The organism is Halobacillus litoralis (assembly GCF_009856415.1).
GTDB lineage: Bacteria > Bacillota > Bacilli > Bacillales > Halobacillaceae > Halobacillus > Halobacillus litoralis_C.
This window is the reverse complement of sequence record NZ_WMEZ01000002.1, coordinates 288,477-314,376: the sequence shown is the minus strand read 5'-3', so window position 1 is coordinate 314,376 and position 25,900 is coordinate 288,477. Positions and strand designations below refer to the sequence as shown.

General features: G+C 40.0%; 22 protein-coding genes. 19 read left to right on the top strand and 3 right to left on the bottom strand.

The window, feature by feature from the left end; all coding sequences use genetic code 11:
• Positions 1–555: 555 nt before the first annotated feature.
• The 12 genes from GLV98_RS07220 to GLV98_RS07165 all read left to right on the top strand — a co-directional run bounded on the left by GLV98_RS07220 (position 556) and on the right by GLV98_RS07165 (position 14,040).
• Positions 556–1,320 (top strand): tyrosine-protein phosphatase, encoded by a 765-nt coding sequence (locus GLV98_RS07220; RefSeq protein ID WP_202409955.1) that lies wholly within the window; start codon positions 556–558, stop codon positions 1,318–1,320.
• Between the two features lie 280 nt (positions 1,321–1,600).
• The gene (locus GLV98_RS07215; RefSeq protein WP_160913545.1) at positions 1,601–2,581 is read left to right on the top strand and encodes a hypothetical protein; all 981 of its coding nucleotides are present in this window, start codon (positions 1,601–1,603) and stop codon (positions 2,579–2,581) included.
• A gap of 274 nt (positions 2,582–2,855) precedes the next feature.
• Entirely contained in the window at positions 2,856–3,860 is a 1,005-nt protein-coding gene (locus GLV98_RS07210) for an NAD-dependent epimerase/dehydratase family protein (protein WP_202409954.1), read from the top strand.
• A gap of 32 nt (positions 3,861–3,892) precedes the next feature.
• A complete protein-coding gene (locus tag GLV98_RS07205) occupies positions 3,893–4,648 on the top strand; it encodes a YveK family protein (protein WP_160913542.1) in 756 nt (251 codons plus the stop codon).
• Positions 4,632–5,267, top strand: a complete 636-nt coding sequence (locus GLV98_RS07200) for a CpsD/CapB family tyrosine-protein kinase (protein ID WP_160913540.1) — start codon at positions 4,632–4,634, stop codon at positions 5,265–5,267. The genes GLV98_RS07205 and GLV98_RS07200 overlap by 17 nt, the downstream gene beginning before the upstream one ends.
• A gap of 30 nt (positions 5,268–5,297) precedes the next feature.
• Positions 5,298–6,791, top strand: a complete 1,494-nt coding sequence (locus GLV98_RS07195) for an oligosaccharide flippase family protein (protein ID WP_160913538.1) — start codon at positions 5,298–5,300, stop codon at positions 6,789–6,791.
• A complete protein-coding gene (locus GLV98_RS07190; protein ID WP_160913536.1) occupies positions 6,763–8,004 on the top strand; it encodes an O-antigen ligase family protein in 1,242 nt (413 codons plus the stop codon). The genes GLV98_RS07195 and GLV98_RS07190 overlap by 29 nt, the downstream gene beginning before the upstream one ends.
• 24 nt (positions 8,005–8,028) lie before the next feature.
• Entirely contained in the window at positions 8,029–9,090 is a 1,062-nt protein-coding gene (locus GLV98_RS07185) for a glycosyltransferase family 4 protein (RefSeq protein WP_337193727.1), read from the top strand.
• A 16-nt stretch (positions 9,091–9,106) separates the two neighbouring features.
• The gene (locus GLV98_RS07180; protein ID WP_160913532.1) at positions 9,107–10,750 is read left to right on the top strand and encodes a glucosamine inositolphosphorylceramide transferase family protein; all 1,644 of its coding nucleotides are present in this window, start codon (positions 9,107–9,109) and stop codon (positions 10,748–10,750) included.
• Between the two features lie 49 nt (positions 10,751–10,799).
• Complete coding sequence (locus tag GLV98_RS07175) at positions 10,800–12,152, top strand: exopolysaccharide biosynthesis polyprenyl glycosylphosphotransferase (protein ID WP_160913529.1); 1,353 nt, start codon at positions 10,800–10,802, stop codon at positions 12,150–12,152.
• Between the two features lie 17 nt (positions 12,153–12,169).
• Positions 12,170–12,943, top strand: coding sequence for a glycosyltransferase family 2 protein (locus tag GLV98_RS07170; protein ID WP_160913527.1), 774 nt, complete (start codon positions 12,170–12,172; stop codon positions 12,941–12,943).
• 41 nt (positions 12,944–12,984) lie between these two features.
• A complete protein-coding gene (locus tag GLV98_RS07165; RefSeq protein WP_160913525.1) occupies positions 12,985–14,040 on the top strand; it encodes an acyltransferase family protein in 1,056 nt (351 codons plus the stop codon).
• A 22-nt stretch (positions 14,041–14,062) separates the two neighbouring features.
• On the opposite strand, the gene GLV98_RS07160 is transcribed toward GLV98_RS07165, so the two are convergent.
• Positions 14,063–14,401 (bottom strand): VanZ family protein, encoded by a 339-nt coding sequence (locus tag GLV98_RS07160; protein ID WP_160913523.1) that lies wholly within the window; start codon positions 14,399–14,401, stop codon positions 14,063–14,065.
• Positions 14,402–14,632: 231 nt separating this feature from the next.
• On the opposite strand from GLV98_RS07160, the gene GLV98_RS07155 reads away from it, so the two are divergent.
• The 7 genes from GLV98_RS07155 (at position 14,633) to GLV98_RS20340 (ending at position 22,719) form a co-directional block, all read left to right on the top strand.
• On the top strand, positions 14,633–15,574 hold the full coding sequence (locus tag GLV98_RS07155; RefSeq protein ID WP_160913521.1) for an LCP family protein: 942 nt from the start codon (positions 14,633–14,635) through the stop codon (positions 15,572–15,574).
• A 408-nt stretch (positions 15,575–15,982) separates the two neighbouring features.
• Positions 15,983–17,173: a CdaR family transcriptional regulator gene (locus GLV98_RS07150; RefSeq protein ID WP_160913519.1), complete on the top strand. Its 1,191-nt coding sequence runs from the start codon at positions 15,983–15,985 to the stop codon at positions 17,171–17,173.
• A gap of 139 nt (positions 17,174–17,312) precedes the next feature.
• On the top strand, positions 17,313–19,037 hold the full coding sequence (locus GLV98_RS07145; RefSeq protein ID WP_202409953.1) for a sugar phosphorylase: 1,725 nt from the start codon (positions 17,313–17,315) through the stop codon (positions 19,035–19,037).
• A 2-nt stretch (positions 19,038–19,039) separates the two neighbouring features.
• A complete protein-coding gene (locus GLV98_RS07140) occupies positions 19,040–20,200 on the top strand; it encodes a glycerate kinase (RefSeq protein WP_202409952.1) in 1,161 nt (386 codons plus the stop codon).
• On the top strand, positions 20,193–21,818 hold the full coding sequence (locus tag GLV98_RS07135) for a sodium:solute symporter (RefSeq protein WP_160913517.1): 1,626 nt from the start codon (positions 20,193–20,195) through the stop codon (positions 21,816–21,818). Before GLV98_RS07140 ends, GLV98_RS07135 begins: the two co-directional genes overlap by 8 nt.
• Positions 21,819–21,829: 11 nt before the next feature.
• On the top strand, positions 21,830–22,369 hold the full coding sequence (locus GLV98_RS07130) for a hypothetical protein (protein ID WP_160913514.1): 540 nt from the start codon (positions 21,830–21,832) through the stop codon (positions 22,367–22,369).
• Positions 22,370–22,569: 200 nt separating this feature from the next.
• Positions 22,570–22,719 carry a hypothetical protein gene (locus GLV98_RS20340; RefSeq protein ID WP_160913512.1) on the top strand — a complete coding sequence of 50 codons (150 nt, stop codon included), beginning with the start codon at positions 22,570–22,572 and terminating at the stop codon, positions 22,717–22,719.
• A gap of 19 nt (positions 22,720–22,738) precedes the next feature.
• Here GLV98_RS20340 and GLV98_RS07120 read toward each other — a convergent pair whose 3' ends face one another.
• Positions 22,739–23,938 carry a M14 family zinc carboxypeptidase gene (locus GLV98_RS07120; RefSeq protein WP_160913510.1) on the bottom strand — a complete coding sequence of 400 codons (1,200 nt, stop codon included), beginning with the start codon at positions 23,936–23,938 and terminating at the stop codon, positions 22,739–22,741.
• A gap of 13 nt (positions 23,939–23,951) precedes the next feature.
• Complete coding sequence (locus GLV98_RS07115; protein ID WP_160913508.1) at positions 23,952–25,652, bottom strand: M4 family metallopeptidase; 1,701 nt, start codon at positions 25,650–25,652, stop codon at positions 23,952–23,954.
• Between the last annotated feature and the right edge of the window lie 248 nt (positions 25,653–25,900).

Here is a 25,900-nt window from a genome sequence, read left to right as displayed (position 1 = left end):
AAAATAAATACAATTGGTTCTTACGTCTCACCTTACATGAACAGCGATGTTAAAACTCTTGTCGTGAGGTGTAAAACCTCCTATGTTGGCTGAAAGTGAGTCTTAATGAAATATGTTCTTTCATAAGAATAAACAAGGAAAAAATTTACTTATTATAGTGTTATATCGAGTATTTTAAAGATTTATTGTTAAATCTGTTCTTTAAAGTGAAATATGGGAGTATTTGAGGTTTTCCATATGTCTCCTAAGGTTATATAATCAATTTATACCATTCTTAATAAAGAACAACGAAGAAACTCTGAAAAAATACAGGTGAAGGAGTAAATACCAACGATATACCAATACCAGTGTTGTGTATAGTTCAATGCACTCAGGGCAATTCTCAATCGCGAGGTTAAATGTAATGGGAATTATTGGTTTTTTTGTTTAACGATGCTGTTTGGTGGTTAGTAACTACTTAACAAGTGCATGAAATCATTTGCTAATTATCTTAGGTGTTAGGAAATATCAACCTGTTTAATCTATGTTTGAAAATACTAAAGAGGTGGAATGAAAATGATCGATTTGCACTGTCATATTTTACCTGGATTAGATGATGGGGCACAGACGATGGAGGAAAGTGTCGAGATGGCCAGATTGGCTGTTGAACAAGGAATCGATACGGTCGTTGCTACTCCCCATCATCTTCATACACGGTATAGGAATCCAAAGTCGCTTGTCATCCAAAAAACCGCTCAGTTGAATGATGAACTCTTTCAACAAGGTATTGAATTGACCGTGCTCCCTGGGCAGGAGATAAGACTCAATGGGGAACTTGAAGCGTTTGAATCGGAGGAAATGCTTTCTATCAATAAGAACAGTGGTTATGTTTTTCTCGAATTGCCAAATCATGAAATTCCTCATTATGCTAAAAAGATGATGTATGAGATTCAATTGCTTGGTTACAAGCCTGTTCTCGTTCATCCAGAGCGCAATAAAATGATTCGACAGCAACCGAATGAACTTTATAACTTTGTGAAAAATGGTGCTATCACTCAAGTAACCGCTGCAAGTATAGCAGGAAAATTAGGGAAAGAAGTCCAAAAATTTTCTTATCAAATGATTGAATTCAATCTGACTCACCTTGTAGCCTCTAATGCCCATGACTCCAAAAAACGTGGATTTTTCATGAAAGAAGCTTACAGCAAAATTGAGAAGAAGTTCGGTACGGACCTCATGTATCAATTCATGGAAAATGCTCACGTCGTCCTTGAGGGAGAGATGGTTTATACGGATCCACCTGAGCGCATTAGAACAAAAAAACGGCTGGGAATTTTTTAAGCAAAAGGAAGACATAGATGACCTATTTTCTGAAGCAATGGTCCAGTTTAAGAGAAATTATACACTCAAAGCCTGTCGTTCATGTCATGAAAAAACGCAAGCTCTTATTAGAGAAGCTTGCGTTTTTTCAGTCTTTATTTGTTCTTAAACAATAGTCCATGTCATGTGGATGCATATTAGGTGCGAGTTATTTCTGCCTTATACAAGTTCTCTCTCTAATCAGTTATAGCATTCAAGCTAGGGCCTTTCTTACCAAATATATTTTTGAGGAGCGTATGCGTTGAATTACAAGGTTTTTATGCTTTCATTAGCAGTACTTATCCTCGGCGTTCTATTTGTTTACGAAAAATATGAAAATCAACACCCATCCTTAGAGGAAGATTCACTGAAAGAGGGAGTGAATATTGAGGATTTTGGTGCCAAAGGAAATGACGATCAGGATGATTCAACGGCTATCCAAGAAGCAATTGAATATGGTGTAAAACATGGAGTAGGCAAAGTTAAGTTGACAGGGAATCAACGTTTCATCCTTCATAAAGGAATCGTATTAAAACAAGGCATTGAGCTGGAACTGGGAAAAAATACGACTATAGAGGTTCAAGGTGACTTTAAGGTATTTGAAATTATGAAAAATGCCTCAATCACAAATGGAATCATAGAGGTGTCTGATCAAACCTTCTCTTCTGAAGTCCTCTATTTTGATGGTGGACAAAAGTTCTGGTCGTGGGAAACTTCACGCATTGAGGGGTTGAACATTATAAATACGAGTGAGGAAAACACGGGAACAGCTATAGCTCTTGTAGCTGATCAATCGAATGAGTTTATTAGTTTTGTCGATTTTTTATCGTTGAAGATTGTAGGTTTTCAAACAGGAGTTTTCATGAAAGCTGAAATTCCAAATGAAAAATATAACTTTGTTAATGGAAATCGTTTTATCAATCTAACGCTGGATGATTGTGTCCAATGCATTGTTATAGAGAGTTCAAAATCTATTCCTAATGAGGTGTCTGGGAATCAATTTACTGACTTTCAAATTCAATTGTCAGATGCCACAGAAGAGGTCTTGCGTGTATCTGGATCAGATAATCGCTTTCAAGGGATGATATGGGACGTGGAATCATATGCCACGGAAAGTAAGATCGTTAATTTCTCTGCTCAGTCCATGAGGAACAGTCTGATTTCTAATGTGAATGAAGCAAATATTGTCGATCAAGGGGATAACAACTCCTACTATCCGTCGCAATCCGTCCCTGGACCTTAGCAGTTTTTTCGAATTATAAAAGGGGTTATTAATATATGTAATAACTTTTTACTGTTCTTCGCCCAAGACGTTTGAGCAGAGGGTTGAGATATTTAAACCTTAGATTAAAGAGTGGTCAGTTTGGTTCTTTAGAAACTGATCACTCTTTTGTTCTTTAGAAAGAACGAAAAAGATAAAAAAAGAGAGGTATTGGAAGTATTCTCCACGAAAAGTGTCTTATCGAGAACAAAAAAGGAGGATTTGAGGTTTTGAATTTCAGGATTAGCACTCTATAATGAACGTAATATACTTTATAAAGAACGTGAATCTGTTTGTTCTTTATAAAGAAATCGCGGATGGGCAGGTGGAATTAGTGAAAGTATTAGTGACAGGTGGGGCTGGTTTTATTGGATCGCACATCGTAGATGAGTTACTTTTAGATAATTTCGATGTAATCGTTCTAGACAACCTATCAACAGGAAAGGTAGAGAACATGTCTGACCGTGTCGATCACTATAATGTGGACCTTAAAGATAACTTGGATTTAGTGTTTGCCAAGGAAAGGCCGGATATCGTTATTCATCAAGCGGCTCAAGTTTCAGTATCTTACTCAATGAAAAATCCCGGATTTGATGCGGAAGAAAACATCAAAGTAACAGTAAACCTTTTAGAAGCCTGCGTGAAATATGGCGTGAAGAAGTTTATTTTTGCTTCATCAGCTGCCGTCTATGGAGCACCTGAATATTTACCTATAGGTGAGGATCATCCTGTAAATCCTTTATCTTTTTATGGATTGTCAAAAAGAAATGCAGAAACCTACATTCAAATGTTTTCTAACATATTCGGTCTGAACTACACCATTCTTCGCTATTCCAATGTTTATGGAATGAGGCAAAATACAAAAGGAGAAGCAGGGGTGGTGGCCTTGTTTATCGATCAAGCCCTGAGAGGGGAGGCATTATCTGTTTTCGGAGATGGGTTGCAAACGAGAGATTTTATTTTTGTTAAAGATGTAGCCAAAGCGAACGTAGCTGCTTGTCATTATGGTGATCGAAAAACGTTTAATATCAGCCAAGGCACTAAAACTTCTATATTGGATCTCATTGAAGAACTGTACTTTAACTTAAGTGAACCCATGATGCCTTCTTTTCAGGACGAACGTCAGGGTGATATCCGTCATAGTCTACTTTCCAACCAGGAGGCTAAACGATGCCTCCATTGGGAGCCGTTTTATACATTATCGGACGGCATTCAATTAACAGTGAAATATTGTGAAAGACATCAAGTGCACACTTTTTAGATATAAACTTTAATGAATAGGTGGAGGTTGTCATGCAAGATCAGATGGATATCAAAGCTTTTTTCTCTGTTCTTAAGAAGAGAGTCCTTACAATCTTTCTCGTCACCTTTTTCGTGTTTATTTTGGTCGGAGCTGTTTCGATATTTGTCATGAAGCCTACGTATGAATCAATGGAGAGTATCGTTGTCGGTGATTTGAATAAACAAACGACGGAATATGCGGAATCGAGAGAACTTAACATGTTGCTTGCCTCTACCATCGATTTTATTAAAAGCCCAAGTGTACTAAATTCAGTCAGTAATGAATTTAGTATCCGTTATGAAGACATAGAAAAACAGGTGGTCGTACAGAATACAAGGAATTCCCAGATTGTAAATGTTGTCGTAAGAGGAAGTAATGCGGATGATACAGAAGAAATAGCGAACAAAATCGTTGTTACTACTGTAGACAAGATGAATCAATTGTTTGGTGTACAAGACATATATATCTTAAGCGATTCTCCTAATGGAACCACCGCCGAAAAAGTAGGCAGCACTGCACTTAACTTAGGAATTGGTATAGTGATTGGGTTATTAGCTGGAATAGGAGTCGCTTTTTTGAGGGAACATTTAGACGATTCAATCCGAACTGTTTCACAAGTAGAAAAAGAATTAGGGATTCTGGTCCTTGGTGAGATTCATTTGAAAAAGAGAACACCAGGAAAGAGGAAACATGAGAAGAAACCGATTCAGAAAGATAGAAAAATAGAAGTTGTAGAAGGGGAGAAAAAAAATGAGGTCAGTGTCTGAGAAGGTCAAACAGAGACTCATGCTCAACGAACAATATGTGAGCACTCAGCAGATACGCATGATTCAAATACGATTGAATCGTTTCATCAGGCACGAACCTTCAGCTTTGATACTTACATCAGTAGATGAACATACGGAAAACTCTTTAGTATCTGCGAAATTAGCTATGGCAATGGCTCAACAAGGTAAGAGGGTGTTATTGGTCGATACGGATCTCTCGTCTCCTGCTCTCCATGTTTTTTTTCAGAATAAGAATGAATGGGGCTGGGCTAATGCGGTTCAGGAAAGGAGAGGTGTACGAAATATGATCAGGGAAACAATGGTCCCTAACCTATGCCTCTTAACGACTGGAATGACACAGAGGTTTTCCCACGAAATGTGGATGCCTGAAAAAATTAAAGGGGTTGTTGAAGAATGTAAGAAGGCCTTCGATCTCGTTTTATTTACAGCTCCACCCTTTTTATCTAGTGCCAATACTCAATTGTTAACCGATTATTGTGAAGGTGTTATTTTGGTCGCCCGTACCAATAAGAGTAAGAAAGAAAAGTTAGTAACCACAGTAGATGCCATTGAAAGGTCTGGTAGAGAAGTCTTGGGGACTATTTTACAAACAGGATAAATGAAAACCTGGAAGAAGGGGGAGCAGCAGATGAGCAAGGAAAAGAAAAATTCTATTGGATTAAATATCCTTCATCTTTTTTACAGTACGGCTTTATCTAGTATTTTGAATGCTGCTGCTCTTATTGTCCTGGCTTCCTACCTCCAATCCAACCATTATGGAACGTTTAGTGTAGCTTTAGCCTTTGCCATGATTATGGGGTACCTTACTGATGCAGGTTTAAGCGATATCACGCTTCGCGAAGGATCTAAGCCAGGCGTGAAATTATCGGCCCTGATTTCTTCTTACGTAAAGATGAGGTTGGCTCTTCTTGTTGCCACCTTTTTCATAGGTTTCTCTGTCATTCACTTGTTCAACTCAAGTAACGGGGAGTTGATTCGGACAGCTTACTATTTAATTATTCCTATGGTCACTGGTGTGGCTTTACAAAGTATAGGAACGACTTTCTATCAACTTATAGAAAAAATGCAGTACTACGGCTTGATTCGTATGGTCTCGTCATTTTGCCTTGTTACAGCAATGGTGATCGGGATGGGGTTTCAGTTAAACCCTCTCATCATGTGTACGTTATATGGATTGTCTTATTTAACCGCAGGAATTTTTGGTCTGATCTTAGTGATGAAGGACGTATCTATTCGATTTTCCTACCCTTTCCATAGAGGACTATTCAGGAACTTGGGTTCCTTCACATTAGGTGGACTTTTGTTCGTCATGCTGCCACATATTGGGCCGATCATTCTTGAGAAAACGATTCCAATTGCTGCAGTGGGTTTGTTCGCGGTGGCTTATCGAATCCCGCAAGCTTTACAGCAAATCCCTTTTATTGTAGCGGGGGCTTACTATCCCGTTTTATTCCGTTCTTTCCAACACCAAAACTTGAAAGAACATCTTGACCATCAAATTTCGCAGACGAAAATCATGTCTTTGGTCGGTATGATGATGGTTCTTCCTTTTTTTTACTTATCTGAATATGTCATCAAGATCTTGTTCGGGACAGAGTGGTTAGGGGCCGCTTTTCCACTTAAAGTACTTTCACTTATGCTGTTACTTCAATCCATAAATATAGCATTAGCGGACGGTTTGACAACGATGGAAAAACAAAACTCCCGTACATTTATACAACTGGTCACAGTTATCGTCGGTGTAGGTCTGTATATAACCTTAAGTCTTTCTTATGGAGTAATCGGGGCTGCCGTTACTGGAGTGGCTATAGAAGTTTTAGCTCTTATAGGTTTTTGGTTGTGTTCACCAAATCGATGGGGACTGTTCAAAAGATCATTATTTCCTTATTTATCCTATTTTTTTGCTGGTTTGCTTATTATAGAATGGCTGGGTATTCTTCATGCCATGCTTGCGCTGAGCCTCCATTCAATCCTTGTGCTGCTGCTTCCTTTGCTGGACACTGAATTAAGGCAAAAACTCCATGTTTATGCTCAACAGTTATTCTTGAAATACAAACAAGGACAGGTGCCAAAGCAATCAGGAGGTGTGGAAAATGGGCCTTCAAAAGCCAACGGATCTTAGAAGAAATTGGACTGTGTTTTTTCTATTCCTGCTGATCACTTTAGCCAATTATGGTGTTCACATAGGTTTTTCATTAAAACCTTATATGATTTTTTCCCTCCTCTATTTTGTAATTATGATCAGTCAGTTCCGGTTCTATCATCTGCAATTGTATGAAGTGGCGATGCTCGCATTCTATCTGATTTACTCGTTTACGGGTGCATTCTCGCTATATCCGGCATCAAGTATAAGGATAATGGCTGGTGCTCTTATCTATTTGTCTTGTTACTTGGTAATGAAATCTATATTAGAAGGCGTCCATCAATCGATTATTGATAAGAGTATTGGATATGTAGGTCTGATCTTTAATACGGCAAGTCTTCTTTTGTACGTGATTGGCCTTAAAAGTGTCGGTTATTTTTTTGATACCGAGGGCATCCGGATTTCTCAATTCGGGTTGATGATCGATCGAAACTACCCTAGATTAATTGGCTTACTCCAAGATCCTAACTTTTTCGTTTTTTATAATACTGTATTCTTTGCCTACTACTTATGTAACTCAAAAGGTTGGTTGAACAAAGCGGGGTTAATCTTGTGTATTACTACGAATATCCTCACTTTTTCCAGAGGGGGATTACTTGTTATGATGGCTCTCTTCGTCTTATATGGATTGATCAACCACCCATTCAAACAATTGAAAATGACAATGGGGGTCATTCTTTCCGTTTCCTTCGCTTGCTATATAGCCATCGTATATTTGAGGTTTGACTTGCTTTCCATATTAGAATCGAGAATGAACGACTTTACCAATGACGGAGGCAGCGGGCGGATCGAGTTGTGGGGGCGGGCTTGGGAATATTTCACCACGCATAAAGTTGTAGGAATTGGAGCCTTTAACTTTGCGGAATACAACTCCTTTGAGTATGGAGATAACCTTTCCGTACACAACACTTTCTTGGATGTACTTTCAGAATCTGGCCTGCTTGGGATATTCTTTTATCTCCTATTTTTATTCCTTGTTGTTTATCAACTGTATCAATATAAAATTTACAAACATAAACCATATCTTTTTTTAACAGTTATTGGAATGGTCCTTCAAATGGGGTTTCTATCTGTAATCATCAATGACATCTTTTTTATGGTCTTGGCGATCTTATCTACCTATTTAAATCGATGTAAGTCTGGGACGCAGGAAAGTACATTTTCTATGACAACGGTACAAAAAGTTTCATGACTGATAGTAATGGAGGTGGTGACAGTGAATGTTTTGTTCCTAACCGATAAATTGAGCTTCGGAGGAGCAGAGATTTACTTCTGCAAGCTCGAAAATCATTTAGAGCATCCGGACCTCAATTTCTACTATGCTGCTGGTCCAGGTGATTTGCAAGATAGGCTTACAAATAAGGACCATTACGTTGAATTAAAAAGAGAGAAACATTTTAGCAATTTGTTAAAGTTGAAAAAAGTAATGAAGCTCCATGAAATTTCTTTAATTCACGCGAATAGTTTGCGGATGGTTTTGTACGGAGTTGCTCTGAAGATGGTGACACGCAGGCCGATTAAACTTCTTTATACGAAGCACAATATCACCTGGTTGGAACTGAAAAGCAGAAAAATATTTTCCACATTAATGAATAGGTTTGTGGATCGAATCATTACCGTGAGCAATTTCGAAAAAAAATCGCTCTTAGAATCCGGGGTTCAAAAAGAAATCATTAAAACGATTTATAACGGAGTAGACCTGGAGCAATTTATTTTTAGAGAAAAAAGAGAAAATCAGACTTTTAATGTTGGGGTTTTGGCTAGGTTGTCTAAAGAAAAAAACCTTGAGTTCTTTATTGAAATTGCCAGGAAGTTCAAAGGTATGAAAAATGTAAACTTTGTTATTGGTGGAGACGGACCGGAAAGAAAGAACTTGGAAACTTTAATTGACCGGTATGGGTTATCTGGGAACGTAAAGATGCTTGGTTCAATCAAGAATCCAGAAAAGTTTATCGGAGACATGGATGTTATGCTGCTTACTTCAAATCGAGAGGTTTTTCCAATGGTCATTTTGGAGTCGATGGCTGTAGGAACTCCCATCATTTCCATAGACCGGGGTGGGATCAGTGAAGCACTCCTTGAAGGACAAACGGGTTATCTCGTTACCGAACATTCAACCGAAGCGTTCCATGAAAAGATTTTGACGTTATTCGCGGATTCTACGAAGCATCGTGAATTATCTATGAAGGCACGGCAGCGGGTGGAAGAGGAGTTTTCGTTAAATAAAATGGTAGGTGAGACAATACAGGAATATTTGGATCGGAAAGATGTCGTTTAGAGAGGGGGAGGGTGTTTTGAAGGCTGGAAAAATGAAGTTTGGCATTATTATCGATTCACTTTCAGGAGAAAAATGGAAATATGAAATGCTTCATAAGCTAAAAGAAATGGAAAATCTAGAATGTTCGTTAGTTATTAAGGTTCATGATAGGGATAAGCACAAGTCATATAAAAATCAAGACCAAAATATAAAAGACTTGTTCCCGTATAGTAGTCTCAAGACATGTAAAGTTGATAAGGGTGTACTAAAGCAAAGGGACCTCTTACATTTAAGAACTTATCCTTTGAGTTTTTATTTAGATTTAAGTGATATAAGATTTGAAGGCGAATTTCTTAATCTACCATCGTACGGGGTGTGGACCTTCCGCCACTTAAAAGAGAAAGAACCAATTTTCTATGAGTTATGGAAAGAATCATCCTATACGGAAGTGTTTTTTGATCGGCTACTCCCTAACGGAAAAGTTCAAAATTTGATGAAGGGTTCACTCCCGACGATTCTTTTTTCGGCTAAAAAACACAAGACACAATTAGAACAGGCCATACTAGAATGGCCGGCACAGATGTGTAGGAAAATAAACAAAGGTATCCCAAACGCTCCTGCTTCACATGAATGGGTTATAGAAAAGAACCCCCCTCTCTCAGTATTGAAACGAATAAGGTATTCACTGCGAATAGGAAAACATCAAGCTAAAAGATGGTATAAGCGCTTGTTTGGATACGAGTACTGGAATATAGGGATCGTGAATCAATCCTTGCATGAATTCTTGAATGAAGATCCATTAGAAATTGAATGGCTATTCCCCCATAAAAAACTATATTATGGAGATCCATTCGCTTATGAAGCAGATGGAGAGTTGCGTCTGATTTTCGAAGAAGTGGATCATAGAGTTGTTAAAGGCTTTATTAGTGAATTCCATTTAAGGGACGATGGGGAAGATATGGGGAAGTACATTCTGAGAAAGGGAACGATGAACTTACCCACCCATATGTCTTATCCTTATATTGTAGAGGATGGGAATAACTCCTACTGTATTCCTGAAACATCAGAATCGAAAAAAGTGACGCTCCACCAATGGAATAATGAGACTAAAGAATGGCGGGAAGTCAAAACCATTTTGAAAGGCATGGCAGCTGTAGATTCTACTATTATCCATTGGAATGGAAGATGGTGGCTGTTTTGTACCAGAGCGTCATCCTTCCAAACCGAGAATTATGAGCTGCATATCTTTTATTCCGATCACCTTCTCGGTGAATGGAAAGAGCATGGTGCAAACCCGGTCAAGTATGATATTCGATCAGCAAGACCAGCAGGTACCCCCTTTGTTCTAAATGATGTATTATACAGGCCTGCGCAAGATTGTTCGGTCACATACGGTGGGAGTATTGTTCTAAATAAGGTAGAGAAGTTAAGTCCCGATGAATTCAAAGAAAAACCAGTATCGCAATTGCATCAGTCACCTGAAAGCCTTTACCCAGACGGATTACACACGATGTCATATGCAAGAGAGAATCTATCTTTAGTTGATGGGAAGCGAATCGATTATCATCCAATAAATTTGTTTAAAAAGCTTTATTTGTTAAAGTCAAAGCCTTTTGAAAAAGTGGTGAAATCTAGTAATAAAAGAGTGAATTTTATACGTTCATTCTCAATTAAGAACTAAAATTCTTAATTGAGAGGGTGCAGGATAGTTAAGAGAGGAGAGGGACCAGATGAACCAGTCGTTTAAAGGAAACTTTACCCCCTTTATTTTTATAGATATGGCACTGCTCTTTTGTGGATTTTGGATAATCTATCATTTTTTTGGAGCTAGATCCATCATTGATTTTCCGTTTCACACAGCATCACTTCCTCTCGCATTAGGAATAGCCTATATGATCTTTACATTTTCCAACTCTTATAAGAACTGGGAGAGAAAATCGCTCAAGGATCTTATGTATTCCGTCGTTTTTTCAATGACCATTGTAGGTGTGTGCATTAGTTTGGGAATCGTTTTCACATCATGGTTCACTTTCGGTATAAGCTATTTGATGGTTTCGATCAGCCTCCAGACTTTTCTTTTATTACTCGTAAGGTCGCTTGCCTGGTCTTTCATAAGGAAAAGAGCGGTAAAGAGGATCTGGTTAATTGGCGACGAGGATTCAAAGATGGATCATTTTCTTGAAAATAATGAAGACTGGTATCGGATTTGTGGTTCTTCTCAAACAATAGATGAAGATGTATTAAAAGAATATGGGAAGGATACGGATGCGTTGTTGATCGGTTCTGGTTTTAGTGCAAAAGAAAAAGTGGAAATGGTACAGCTTGCCACTAAGTATGGGAAGGAAACATTGGTGATACCTGAACTTTATGAATTAGGTATTCAGGGGGCGGAAACTTATCAGCTTGAAGATACAATCGTCTTCTCTATCCAACCTTTTCATATTCATCCGATCCATCAATTACTGAAAAGGGGGATGGATGTGATTGGATCCTTAAGTTTAATCTTACTTACAAGCCCAATCCTTCTATTATTAGCAGGGCTCATCCCTCTAACATCTCCGGGCCCTGCCCTGTATAAACAGCAAAGGTTAGGGATCAAAGGGAAACCTTTCTGGATTTATAAATTTCGAAGTATGGTTGCTGATGCAGAGAATAAAACAGGACCTGTTTTAGCAACCTTTAAAGATCCAAGGATTACTACGATTGGTTCATTTATTCGAGCGACAAGACTAGACGAACTTCCGCAATTGTTTAATGTTTTGAAAGGTGAGATGAGTTTGATTGGTCCTAGACCAGAGAGAGAATATTTTGTAAAACAGTTCAATAAGCAATTTCCTGATTACCATCACCGACTTGAAGTTAAGCCAGGCATTACAGGTTTAGCTCAAGTACACGCAAAATACACCACGTCAGCGGAAGATAAATTGCGGTTTGATTTAGCTTATGTGAAAAATTATAGCTTGTCTTCAGATTGGAAAATATTAATTTTAACGTTGAAAGTGGTTTTCCACCGCGAACAGGCTCAAGGTGTGGATATGCAAGGTTCTATGAAAAGCGTAGGTAAGAAAAGAGCGATTCATTAAAAAGGGGAGATGTTCAAATGGATTTTAATAGTATGGGGAAAGTCTCCGTCATTACTCCTTCGTATAATTCAGCAAATTTTATATTGGAGGCGATTGAATCTGTTCAGTCTCAAACATACACAAATTGGGAAATGGTTATCGTTGATGACTGCTCTAATGATCATTCAGTAGAACTTATTGAAGCCAAACAATCGGAAGATAAACGTATTAAACTTATCAAACTAACGAGAAACCGTGGACCTGCTTATGCTAGGAATCAAGCGATCCTAGCTGCAGGTGGTAAATATCTAGCTTTTTTAGACAGTGATGATTGCTGGCTACCTCAAAAACTAGAAAAACAAATTTCATTCATGCATAAAAATGATTTTTCTTTTTCTTATACTGCCTATAGGATTATGCTGGAAGCAGGGAAACTGACAGAAATCGTATTCCATGTGCCTCGTCAGATTACGTATAAAGATTTACTTAAGAATACAGCAATTGGAACTCTGACCGTGGTTCTGAACCAAGAAAAGTTAGGGAGGGTGCAAATGCCCCTCTATAGAGATTGTTCTGAAGATTATGGATTGTGGATGTCCATTCTCTCTCAAGGGGTGACTGCTTATGGATTGAATGAAGAACTGTCATTATATAGAAAATGCAATGAATCGCTATCCAGCAACAAGTGGAAGTCAGCTCGGAAGACTTGGAATACTTACAGGAAAGTCGGTCATAGTAATCTTCCTTCGACGATGTGGTATTTTTTGAACTACTCCGTCCGTGCGATGAGGAAACATACGCGAACTTCTTGAACCTAAATCATAAGTAAGTAAACATAGGAGAGATGAAGATCATGAAACCATCCAATTCCGGTAAATTGGAGATCATCCAGATATCCAGAGCTCTTGCTATATTATTTGTACTTATCGGACATGCGAACAATAACTTTTATCAGGAAATTGGGTATGATTGGTTTAATGTAGCCCAATGGGAACGTACAGGGGGCGTAGATTTCTTTTTTATTGTCACAGGATTCATGATTTATTACCTCTATAACAAGCATGCTGGAAATAAGGAAAAAGCCATTCAGTTTCTGATCAAAAGAAGTTTGAGGATTTTTCCTTTATATTGGATTTTTACCACATTGGCTTTAATTGTTCCCATTATGTTTCCCATGCTGCAAGAAGGTTATAGTATGGAGGTCACCCTCAAGTCGTTTCTCTTATTAACCAATGAGCCCATTTTAAGTTCAGCGTGGTCACTGACACACATCGTATTCTTTTATCTCTTATTCTTTGCTTATATGTATAAACCAGTGATTATGAAACCTTTGATAGGCTTAATGATTGGATTCACTCTTCTTGGAGAAATGAATATATTTTCCTTCCTTCCAAGCTCCATCTTCAGTATTAGTATAGTGGAAATCTTTTGTGGAGCGCTCGTAGCTTACCTATCCATTCACTTCACAAATAGATATGCTGGACTTTGTATTGGACTAGGGTTGGCTGGCTACTTCTTGGTATGGACCCATAATGTTTACTCCTTTACCTTTATACCATTACCACTAGCTTACGGATTTTGTTCTATGTTAATTATGTATGGGATAGCAGAAAAGGATAAGACCAAGAGAAATGTCCCTTATTTCTTATCTTACCTAGGTGGAGCATCTTACTCCATTTACATTGCTCATGGCCCTTTTATTAAAGGATATTTAATGATATTTGTGGAGTTGAATTTCTTTGACATTTTTCATCCATTCTTCGGGTTGATCATGATCATCTTTTTGGTCACTGCTTCGTGCTGTATGGTTTATAACATTGTGGAAAAACCTTTGGTAGAGACTTTGAGAAGAAAGGTCCTTGGTAAGAAGAAAGTATCTCAACCAGTTCCTCATTTGCTTGCGAAATAGAAATTCATTTAATGAAATATAATTAAGGTTTCTGCTTGAATAGAGCATATTCACTTTCAACGGAGTCATCTGTTGTACCATGAGAATGTTTGGCCCATCTTAAATATTTTAGATGAACCACAAAATAAGTGATCCATACTCCACACCAATCTTTTATTAAATCATTAACCGTAAACGACCGACCGTCTACAAAAAGCTGGTGGATTTCGTCAATCAATCCGTAAAAAGAGGCAAAAATCGCCGCCAGCATATTAGTTGTTTTCGAAAAGCGGTTATGAGCTTGGAGTGCAAGGACGATGAAAATGTATAAAAATGCAAACTCAACGAGGTGTAGGCTTTCTAGAAAAAATCCTAGTGTCATAACATCCACTCCTTAATCGTCTTTATAGAAAGGCTCGACTGGATCCAAATAAGAATCATATAGAGAATGGGTAGTATTGTTATCACTGCTTTTTTCATCAATGAATCTCCTTCCATAAACTTTTTAATAGTATGGGAGATTTTAGATGTTTTTATAATTGTAGAATTGTAAGTCTTTCCTTCTCGCTATATAATAGAAGGAAAAAGTGATATAAGGTGGAGAGAATTGTAAATGAAACGTTCGGATAAACATAAGAAGAGAAAAACTCGATGGTGGAAAGTCACGCTTGTTTTATTGGTATTGTTATTAGTCCCAGCAGGTGTATATGGTTACTCTCTATACAGTGGAGCGAAGAACACGGTGGATTCAAAGATGCACAAAGAAGTCTCATCCATCGATCATGAATTGACAGAGAAGAAGCGAAAAGAAAAAGAATCGCTCAACATTTTGCTCATGGGCGTCGATGAAAGAGCCGGAGATTCCGGGCGTTCCGATGCTTTGATGGTATTGTCTGTCGACCCGAATGACAATCGAAGCCAAATCATCAGCATTCCTCGTGACACACGTACAGAGATGGTCGGCGATTCTTCTCAGGCGGGCAACCTGGACAAAATTAATCATGCTTACGCCTTTGGTGGAGCAGATATGGCTATACAAACTGTCGAAAATTTCCTTGATATTAACCTTGACTACTATGTCCAGGTGAACATGGAAGGTTTGGAAGAAATGGTGGATGCCGTTGGTGGTATTACCATCCAAAACGATATCGAATGGTATGGAAAGAATAACTTCCATTATAAAAAAGGTGAACTGACCATGGATGGGAAAGAAGCTCTAGGATATGTTCGTATGCGCTATGACGATCCTCAGGGTGACCTCGGACGTAACGAACGTCAACGTAAAGTCATCCAGGGAATTGTTGATAAAGGGATGAATGTTGGATCCATTAATAAAATTGGTAATGTCATGGACGTTCTTGGTAAGAATGTGTCTACCAATATGGATTTCAGTACGATGCAGGATTTGATGAAGAACTATAGTGGGGCGAGAGAAAATCTGTCTACCTATCAGATGACAGGTACTGGTACCAAAATTAATGGAATCTACTATTTAGAAGTTCCAGATCAGGAAGTGCAGGATGTACGTGAAATGATTCTTGACTTTAATTCGTAAGCTACTCTTTTTGAGTAGCTTTTTTCAATGTCTTCGGTATTATAATATTCCAAGCTTTAGAAAGATTCTTCAAACGAAGCGAGGACACAGGGTACTGGCCAAAAGTGATGACCATATTGAAAAGGGGCCTGTGTAAAGGGAAAAGTGTTTGTCTTCTCATGTTTTACTAATGAGATTTACACTTGGGTGTTTTTTCTTCTTTTATAGGTATGTCATAAATTGACAAACAAAATATTACCCGGGAAATTATTGTCTATTTGTAAAGAATTATAGATTTTCTGAAAAATGGAAGAGGATAATAAATGCCGCTTTTGATATTATGTGTCGAGGAATTTAAAGAATTAAAGGTATGGTAGTATGTAAGTTACTAAAGATGAAACGAGGAAATAATGGAGTGTGAGAAAATAAATGCTTATCCCAAAAGAAGTCGCTCAGTCGATTGTACAAGAGACTGAGAAAATAATGGATCGGAATATTAACTTCATGGATGAAGAAGCAAGGATAATCGCAAGCCTCGATGTAGGGAGGGTCGGTGATTACCATGCAGGGGCGGCTGATGTATTGAAAACGGAACGTCCTGTAATTATTTCCTCGGAAAATACTTATCAAGGGGCTAAGCCTGGTATTAACCTGCCTGTCCGTTTGCATGAACAAATTGTAGGTGTGATTGGTATTACCGGTAATCCAGCTGATGTGAAACAACTGGGGGATTTATTGAAAAGGATGACCGAAATTTTAATTAAGGAAGCTTACCTCGATGAACAAGTTGAATTGGAAAACCAGGCAAGAGAAACGTTTGTGAATGAATGGATTCGAAATTCCTTTCAGGATGAGAAGCTCTTTGCTTCAAGAGGGTGGATGTTCGGTATTAATATTCACAAGCCTCGGGTAGCTGTTTTGCTGGAAATGGTCGGATTCCAAGAGTATTGGTATCGGAAAATTGGTCAATCGAAAGGGAATGTACAAGAAGAAGTAAATTTGCAAAGATATCGGCGTGATTTAGAAAAGTTAATCTCCATGCATTTTCCGGATGATCATGAACACGTATTGATTCCCGATGGTAGCTCCCGTTATACGATGCTACTAGCTGTAAATGAAACGAGTGAATCTTTTCAGCAGAAAGATAGAATTACGGCAAGAATAGATGAAATCCAGCAAGCTCTAAAAAGTAAGTACGAACAAGAGAGTGTGGCTGGTATTGGAAGTATTTGTATAAATCCAGGGTTCATGTGGAAGTCTGTGGATGAGGCCGATCGCGCACTACGGTTTGGTGTTGATTATAGCCGATCACTTTTCTACTATGAAGATCTAGGAGTAGAGTCTTTCATGTATGACGTACCTGAATCAATACGGGAAGATTTTATTAAACGTAAATTAAATCCTGCTCTTTTGGAAAAAATTCCTGAATGTATTGATACGTTAGAGGCTTTTTATAAAGAAGAGGGTTCCATCAAAGCTACGGCTGAAACCCTTCACATTCATAAGAACACCTTGCAGTATCGTTTGAAGAAGGTGAAGGACTTAACCGGCTTTGATCCCAGGGATATTAACGATTCAAGCCTCCTTCAGATTGCTCTCGCCTTTCATAAAATTACGTAAAGAGACTTCTTACTGGAGTCTCTTTTGTTATGCGTAACAAAATTAAAAGTTGAAAGCGTTTATATTATTGTCTTGTGTAACATAGAAAGCTATTTCTATTTATTTTATGATAGCGTTAACATATTAAGGAGGGTTACTCATGAACCGTACAATGAGTGCACAAGAAGCGATTCAACAGAACCTTTATGACGTTTATGGAGAAGAGAAAGGGAGCCGTCTTTACGAAGCTGTCCAGCAAATCATCGATAAATATAAACAGTCACCTCAAAAGAAAGAGTGGGTAGATGAGCGTGACGTGATGATGATTACATATGGAGATTCGATAAAGGATCCACACCAGACTCCTTTGACAACTTTGAAAGAGTTCTTAAATGAATATGTGGGTGAAACAATCAACTCCGTCCACATTCTTCCTTTTTATCCTTTTACTTCAGATGATGGTTTTTCTGTTCAGGATTACTTAGCAGTAAACCCTGAGGTCGGGAATTGGGAGGGCGTTCACAACCTTGCTGAGCACTATGATTTGATGTTTGATGCTGTCATCAACCATATTTCGAGTAAGAGTGAGTGGTTCTTAAAGTACTTGGAAGGGGATCCGGAATATCAGGATTATTTCGTAGAGTCAGATCCTTCCCTCGACTATAGTACTGTCGTACGTCCTCGTGCCCTTCCGCTTTTGACAAAGGTGGACCACAAGGATGGAATCAAGTATGTATGGACAACGTTCAGTGATGATCAAATCGACTTGAATTATGAAAGCGAAGCGCTTTTTACTAAGGTGATGGAGGTCTTAGCAGAATATGTCCAGCACGGAGCGCGATACCTTCGGTTGGATGCCATAGGTTTCCTTTGGAAGCAATTAGGTACGACAAGTATTCACTTAGAAGAAACGCATAAAGTTGTTCAAGTCATGAGACATGTACTTGAAGAGATATCGCCTGGAACGATCATTATTACAGAAACGAACGTACCTCACAAAGATAATATCAGTTACTTAGGTGATGGACACAATGAAGCTCATATGGTCTATCAATTTCCGCTGCCGCCTCTGACGTTACATTCGTTTGTATCTGGTAGTGCGAAGCATTTGTCTGAATGGGCGGACTCGTTAGAAGCTACGAGTGAACATACATCCTTTTTTAACTTCCTAGCTTCCCATGACGGCGTAGGCCTAAGACCAGTTGAAGGAATATTGGCAGATGAAGAAGTAGAACGTTTAGCAAAACGCGCAAAAGATAACGGAGGATTTGTCTCCTATAAAGATAATGGAGACGGGACGAAGAGTCCATACGAGTTGAACATCAATTACTTAAGCGCCTTGACAGAGCCTGAAGAATCTCCGAATGAGGCCGTCAAGCGCTTCCTTGCTGCCCAAACGATCCTCTTATCGGTTAAAGGAGTACCAGGCATCTATATCCATAGCTTGCTAGGTTCCTTGAATGACTTAGACGGAGTGAAAGAAACTGGGCGTAATCGTTCCATCAATAGAGAAAAACTAGACTACAAACGCTTGAAAAAAGATCTGGACGATAAAGGAAGTCTTAGAGAGCGGGTCTTTTCAACGTTCATGGACCGAATTGAAAAAAGGAAGAAAGAAAAGGCTTTCCATCCGAATGCTGAACAAGACGTGCTTTTCATGGATGATCGTTTATTCACAATCGTACGAACAGCAAAAGATCATGGTGAAAGACTCGTTTCACTTGTTAATGTATCGGGAGAACAAGTAGCCGTAGACGCGGGAGAGATTTATCGTACGTTAGACAGTGATCAAATCGTAGATATTATAAGTGGGAAAGCTTACACATCATCACAAGGTGAAATCGTTATTGAACCTTATCAAGCGATGTGGCTGAAGGAGGCATAAGGATGAATGTATTAGTTGCTCCGGACTCTTTTAAAGGGTCTATGAGCAGTGCGGAAGCATGTGATGCCATTTGTGAAGGCATTTCCAAATTCAATCCTGCGATTCAAACGCAGTCCATGCCGATTGCAGATGGAGGAGAAGGAACCGTTGAAGCTTTAGTGAAAATTCTCCATGGGGATTGGATTGAAGAGCAAGTGGAAGATCCTTTGGGTAGAAAAGTGACTGCCGCATATGGGTGGGTTCCAGAAACGAAAACGGCCATCATTGAAACAGCACAAGCCTCCGGGTTACCAAGGCTTAAAAGGGAGGAGTTGGATCCTTTAAGAGCCTCTACCTTCGGCACAGGAGAGCTGATTAAATCAGCTCTCGACCTTGGTGCGAAACGGATTATTTTAGGTTTAGGGGGAAGTGCTACCGTTGATGCAGGGGCAGGATGCTTCCAAGCCTTGGGTGTTAATTTTTATGATGCCGAAGGTAAGGAGTTGAAAATGACTGGAGGGAACTTATCTAAAGTTTCTCAAATTGAAAGCGATTACTCCTATTCAATGACATCTGATGTGGAATGGCTCATTGCGTCTGATGTTTCCAATCCTCTTTTAGGTCAAGAAGGAGCGGTAGAGGTTTTTGGTCCACAAAAAGGCGTGACAAAATCCCGGGTGGAAAGATTTGAAGAGGGAATGTCTCATTATGCCTCCGTGCTGGAGGGCCATACAGGAAGGTTGGTTAGGGACAAAGAAGGTAGCGGGGCTGCGGGTGGTTTCGGATTCACATTGTTCAGTTTACTGGACAACCTTAAGGTGGAAAGCGGCTTTGAATTGATTGCGAGGCTTGGAGAGTTAGAGAAGCATATCCAAAAAGCAGATCTTGTGATCACAGGTGAAGGTAAGCTGGATCGTCAGTCCTTATATGGAAAAGGACCTGTTGGCTTGGCCCGTTTAGCTAAAAAACATCGGGTTCCATGTATTGCTTTTACTGGTATGTACGACGGAGAAATAAGCGGGGCGAAAGAAGAAGGATTGCTTGCGATTCTTCCTATTGTTGATAGACCGATGGAACTTGACGAAGCCGTTGGAAAAGGACCTGAGTTAATTAGAAGAGCTACGGAGCGTTTTTTGGATGTTTATTTCTTAAATCGAACGATCGGGGTGGAAATACATGAGTAGTTTTACAGTGATTGATTACGTGATCTTTATTGTTTATGTACTTGGAACAGCAGCTATTGGTGCGATGTTCGGAAAGAATCAGAAATCTACCAAAGACTATTTTCTTGGTGGACGTAGCATTCCTTGGTGGGCGATTGGGTTATCTGTTATGGCTACACAGGCAAGTGCCATTACGTTTATTGGTGCTCCTGGTTGGGGATATGATGGTGGTCTGACAAGGATAATCACTTTTATTAATGTGCCATTAGCAATGGCTTTCCTAATTGCGACCATTGTACCGTTCTTCTATAAAACAGAAGTATATACGGCATACGAATACTTAGAGCGACGGTTTGATGTGAAGACCCGTACGTTGACGGCCGGTTTGTTCCTCATTGCCCGTGGACTGGCGACGGGGGTTGTATTGTATGCACCTGCACTGGTTTTATCTGTTGTGACAGGCCTTGATGTCAGCTTAATGATTATCTTGATGGCTGTTATTGCTGTTTCATATACCGTACTTGGAGGCATCAGTGCGGTCATCTGGACAGACGTTATCCAGATGTTCGTCCTTTGGATAGGTGCTGGACTTAGTGTTTTCATCATATTTCAAGATGTTCCAGGCGGCTGGGGAGAGATTATGTCTACAGCCTCTCAAACAGGAATGCTGAACTCCATCGACTTTTCTACAGATCTTTCTGTGGAATATAGCATATGGGCTGGTGTCATTGGTGGTTTCTTCTTGCATGCTGCTTATTTTGGAACAGATCAAAGTCAAATTCAAAGAGTTTTGACGAGTAAATCCATTCGTGAAAGTAAGCTGTCTTTAGTACTAAGCGGGGTATTAATGATTCCGCAAATGCTATTATTCTTATTGATTGGTGTCCTGCTGTACATCTTTTATCAATATGCCGGCGATCCGAACGTTGAGAACTTGAATGAGTTATTCCCACGATTCGTTGTAAATGAGCTGCCGGTGGGTATTTCTGGTCTGATCATTGCAGGGGTATTTGCTGCAGCGATGTCCAGTCTGGATTCAGCATTGAATTCGTTGTCCGCTGTAAGTGTGCGGGACTTTTATAGTAAGTTCATGAAGAAGAATGCATCGGAAGAGCACTACTTGAAAGCTTCCCGTTATGCCACAGTCTTCTGGGGAATTTATGCAACGATTTTCGCTTTCTTTGCTGGGAATCTTGGACCTGTCATTGAGGCTGTCAACCAGATCGGTTCTTACTTCTACGGGGCGTTACTAGGTGTGTTTATCTTGGCCATTTTCACTAAGAGAGTCAGTGGAACAGGTGCTTTCGCGGGGGTTATTGCTGGCATGGTCGCTGTTTGGGCCGTTACCGTTTTTGCTGAAATTTCTTGGTTGTACAATAACCTTGTAGGTGCGGCGGTTGCCGTTGGAATCGGGTACGCCGTGAGTCTATTTACGAAGGCTCCATCTAAAGAGAAAATAGCCGGATTAACAATAGGTCGAGAGCAGGAAGACGTTCAAAAATCTCTTGAAGCTAGAGCTGAGGCTGCAAGTTCAGTGGAAGAGATCAAAGAAGAGAAGAAAACGAAAATGTGGCCGCTTTATCTTGTTCTCTACTTCTTTGTCGTTTTCGCTTTCCTACTTTACTTGCAAAATCTATAGGAGGATGTTTTGTGACTTATTATTTGAAATCAGTTGTTGAGCGTGACGAGGCAATTGGAAAAATGTCTGACCACCTCTATTCAAATTGGTGGAAGAAAATGAAGAAAACGAAACGACTCCTTTCTATGGAGCAAGTCTTCCTTCCATTCTGGTGTTTCGATTACAGAGTCGTCTCTCATGCACTGCCTGATGGTTTGGAGGGGAGGATCGCAATCGAACCTTTGAGTGAAATGAGTGCGATTCTTCCGGTAGATTATGAGAGGGAAGAATCCTGTGAGCAATTTATACCTGTCAAAAAGACACTGGAGGATGAACATGCTCGAAAGGTCCTTTATTGGGAACTTTTTTCAAAGGAAAAGAGAAGAGAAAAAATTGATGTCACAATCACAGGCCGTACTTTGCTGTATGTGCCTTACTGGATAGGATATATAAAGGATCGGAATCAGAGATATGATGTCATTGCTTTGGATGGATTGAATGGAAAAGTCGATCTACCGATGAAAGAAACCGTTCTTACTTATTTGTGTGAAGAAGAACAAGAGATAGGATAGTGATAGAGAAAAGGCAGCTCTTAATTTGGGCTGTCTCTTCTCATTCTTTAGGAAATTCGGAGTGGTGGAAAAAAAGAATCCGCCATAGTGGTGCCCTTACATCTCCGTTCATGGTGCACAAGTGTGCGGCCAGGTCATTTCTTCTGCTATCATGAAAGGAGAGAGAGGAAGTTTTTTAACCGCAGGAGGAGATTTGAAACATGATGAAATTATTGCTTACAGGTTTTGAACCTTTTTTACATTACAACATCAATTCTACACAAAGAATTGTACGTGCTCTGGACAATGAGACGATCTGTGAGAGAACTGATCCGCTTGATTTAATAGACGATAAAAAGCGAGGAATTTAAAAACTCCTCGCTTTTATGGTTATAGACTTGGACGGTAAGCTGTTTCAGGAATCTCTTCGTAGTCTTCAGGGTTTAAATCTTCAACCGTGTTTTCAGCTACACCGTCAATAATCCCCCTGAGTCCTGTTTCTACGGCTTTTACGAGCATCCCTTTTTTCTTCTGGCCGAGACTCTGCGTTTGGCCCGTCACTTCGAAAAGGACCGTGCCACTGCCGTTAAGGGCAAATGAACCTAGTGCTGTGCCTGGAAGGTCCAGTCCCTGGCTGTAGAGAGTAATGTTATCGAATGGCGAGTTCCCCATTTCTTGAAGCGCATCATAGGCAGCGACATTCAACTGGCGGGAGTAATCATAATCGTAGTTGTCTGCGTACTCGGAGTATTTCGCTCCATCTTCTGAGTTTGGATCAGGGACGAACTGGCCGGATAGAGACAAGGTGACGGGGTCACTTGTGCCATCTACATAATAGAGTCCCTGGTGGTGGAGGTCTATGAAAACATCGACCGTTCCGAATTCATCCTGCAAGTTTTTATATACATCACGGACGGTTTGGGCTTCCGGTGTAATGTACCAGCCTGGCTCTGAAGAAGAACCCGGCACATCTTCTGCTTCGGGAACATAATCCAAATCAGGATTAAAGTCACGGTTCACATCAAATCCTGGATTAGCTGCGTAATTGTCCCCCTGAATGTTGGGGGCGGTATAGTAATTCCATGTTGGACCACCGGCCTCAGCCAGCTGAGGGAAGTCTTCGACGACTTCTGACCAGGACATGTCATTTCCGCGCCTGTCGAGCTCCGAAGCATCAGGATTCATTTTTGGAAGAGTAACAAGTGTTACCTCTTCTCTGATTTTTTGTGCGTGAGGGGAATTACTTGAGCCTAAATAGCTTAATAGATTCAGAATGGCTTCGGTTCCTGTTTTTTCATTGCCGTGGATTTCACTTTCGATAAGAATGACTTTATCGCCGTGACCGACACGGGCTTGATAGATATCAAGTCCTTGATTGGATTGACCGACAACATCGACTTGCACGGTCCCTTGGCTGGATTTTTCAATCTGCTCTAATTTTTTGGTCAGTTGAGCATAGTCTGTCCAACCGGAGCTGTTATAGGTTTGCTGCTCGGGTGTACCAGGGTGATTTCCGGCTGCAAATGTAGGGATGGCCACACTGGAAGCCAATACAATGGAACTAGCGACAGCAAATACTTGTTTTTTCATAAACTATTCCTCCTTATTCTGTAATTCCAACTTGATTGAATCCATCTTCAGTAGCTAGAGCTTCTTCACTATTTTCACCATAGAGGTCGGCAGCTGATTGGATGACCGATTCTCTTGCATGACTGAAGTCAGATTCCGGCTGCAAGTAGACAGTCAAAGCACGGTAATAGACTTGTCCAAGTTTTTCTTTTCCAATCTGTTCACCCGTGATGTAAGCCGCATGGTTGATGATGGAAGAGTTAATATGGACACCACCGTTATCTAAATCCAAAGGAAGGTCATAGTATTCATCCATGTGGGAAGGATACATGCCGTTGCCGTCTCCATACGGTACATAGTCTGCTCCTACAGGGAATTTGCTAGGATTACTCAGGCTTCTTAAGGATGTCCGTCCGGAAGCAACTGCTTCCTCTGCCATGATATCTTCACCGATTTCCCAATCGTCCTCATCGACGAGTGCTCCGAAAATATCAGAGAAAGCTTCATTCAAAGCCCCGGATTGGAAGCGGTATTTAAGACCTGCTGAGTAAGTGGTTACACCGTGTGCCATTTCGTGTGCAGCGACATCGAGCCCTGCAGATAGAGGGATGAAGAATTCACCATCTCCGTCGCCATACGTCATTTGCCGGCCGTTCCAGAAGGCGTTGTTGTAATCTTCACCATAGTGGACCGTAGACTTGATGGCCATTCCTTCTCCATCGATCGAGTTGCGGTCGTGTTCTTCTAAATAGTACTCGTACACTTGTTCAGAGTTGTAATGGGCATCGACGGCAGGCTGCTCGTAATCATCATTAAATGAAGCATTTGGAGAAGAGAACAGCTTGCCCGGCAAGGCAGCGTAGTCCCAGCTGTTTTGTGCATCGTATGTGTAAATGCCGTCTAAATTTTCATGTGATTTATCATACAGGTAAAAGTCGGTTCCGTTCGCTTCCACACCTTTTTCATTGGTGTGAGTAATGTGTAGGTTACGGTGGTCACCGAGGACACCTGTTCCGGATCCTTTAGAAGATTGATATCCATCGGCGTGCATGAGCGCGTTATATTTATCAATCACTTCTCCAGTGTTGGCGTCAACATAAACGAACCAGTTTCCTGGGTCTTCCCCAAGGAAGTTCACATTCACTTTATAAGCAAGGTAATTTTCATCTTGAATCGGATAGATGACAAGAGTGGATGACGGAGACTCCACGAGTTGTTCTGGTGCATCTACCGACTCCTTGGCGATTTCCAACCCACTTGTTTTGCTTAGGGAAGCGTTCGTAGAAAGGTCTTGTTGTTCTATCGCCTCGTTGAACTGCCCGTTTACGGCTTGGACTTTGTTGTCCTTATCATAGTGGACGGTCACTTGGTGGCCTTCTACAGGTACGCCATTCTTTTCTTGCTGAAGTTTGACGTGAGTCATCCCTAGGTCATCCTTCGTCACTTCTGCTTGTCCTAAGCTATGTTCAGGATCATTCATTTTATAATTTTCCTTATTCTTGTTCAGGTGTGCTTTAGCAGAGGCTTCGTTGGCTTTTGCGTACTTTTCTTTCTGTTTTTCCTGTACAAAGAATGGACGATTGTCTTTATCCTTATGTACACTGTTTTGCTGGATTTGTGCATGGGCTTTTGGATTTGCGTTCTCACTGATCGCATGTGACTGTGTCGGAGCGACCGTTCCCATCAAAAGAGCAGATGATAAGACGGCCATTGGAATTACGTGTTTTCTCTTCATAACCAACCTCCTCGTAATAATGTAACCAATTATAGGTAATGGAGGATAAAGTATACAGAGTAGATTGAACTGTTTGTATATTCTGAAAATAATGTCGAATGGAAGATTAGCCTAAGACTTTAATCACGGTTATTAGACATAATCACCGTCATACGAACATTTCGAGTAACGAAATAGATTCCAACTATAGGACTAAATTACGGAGGGATTAAATGGGATTATTTGTATGACTTGGTACGTAAATATTT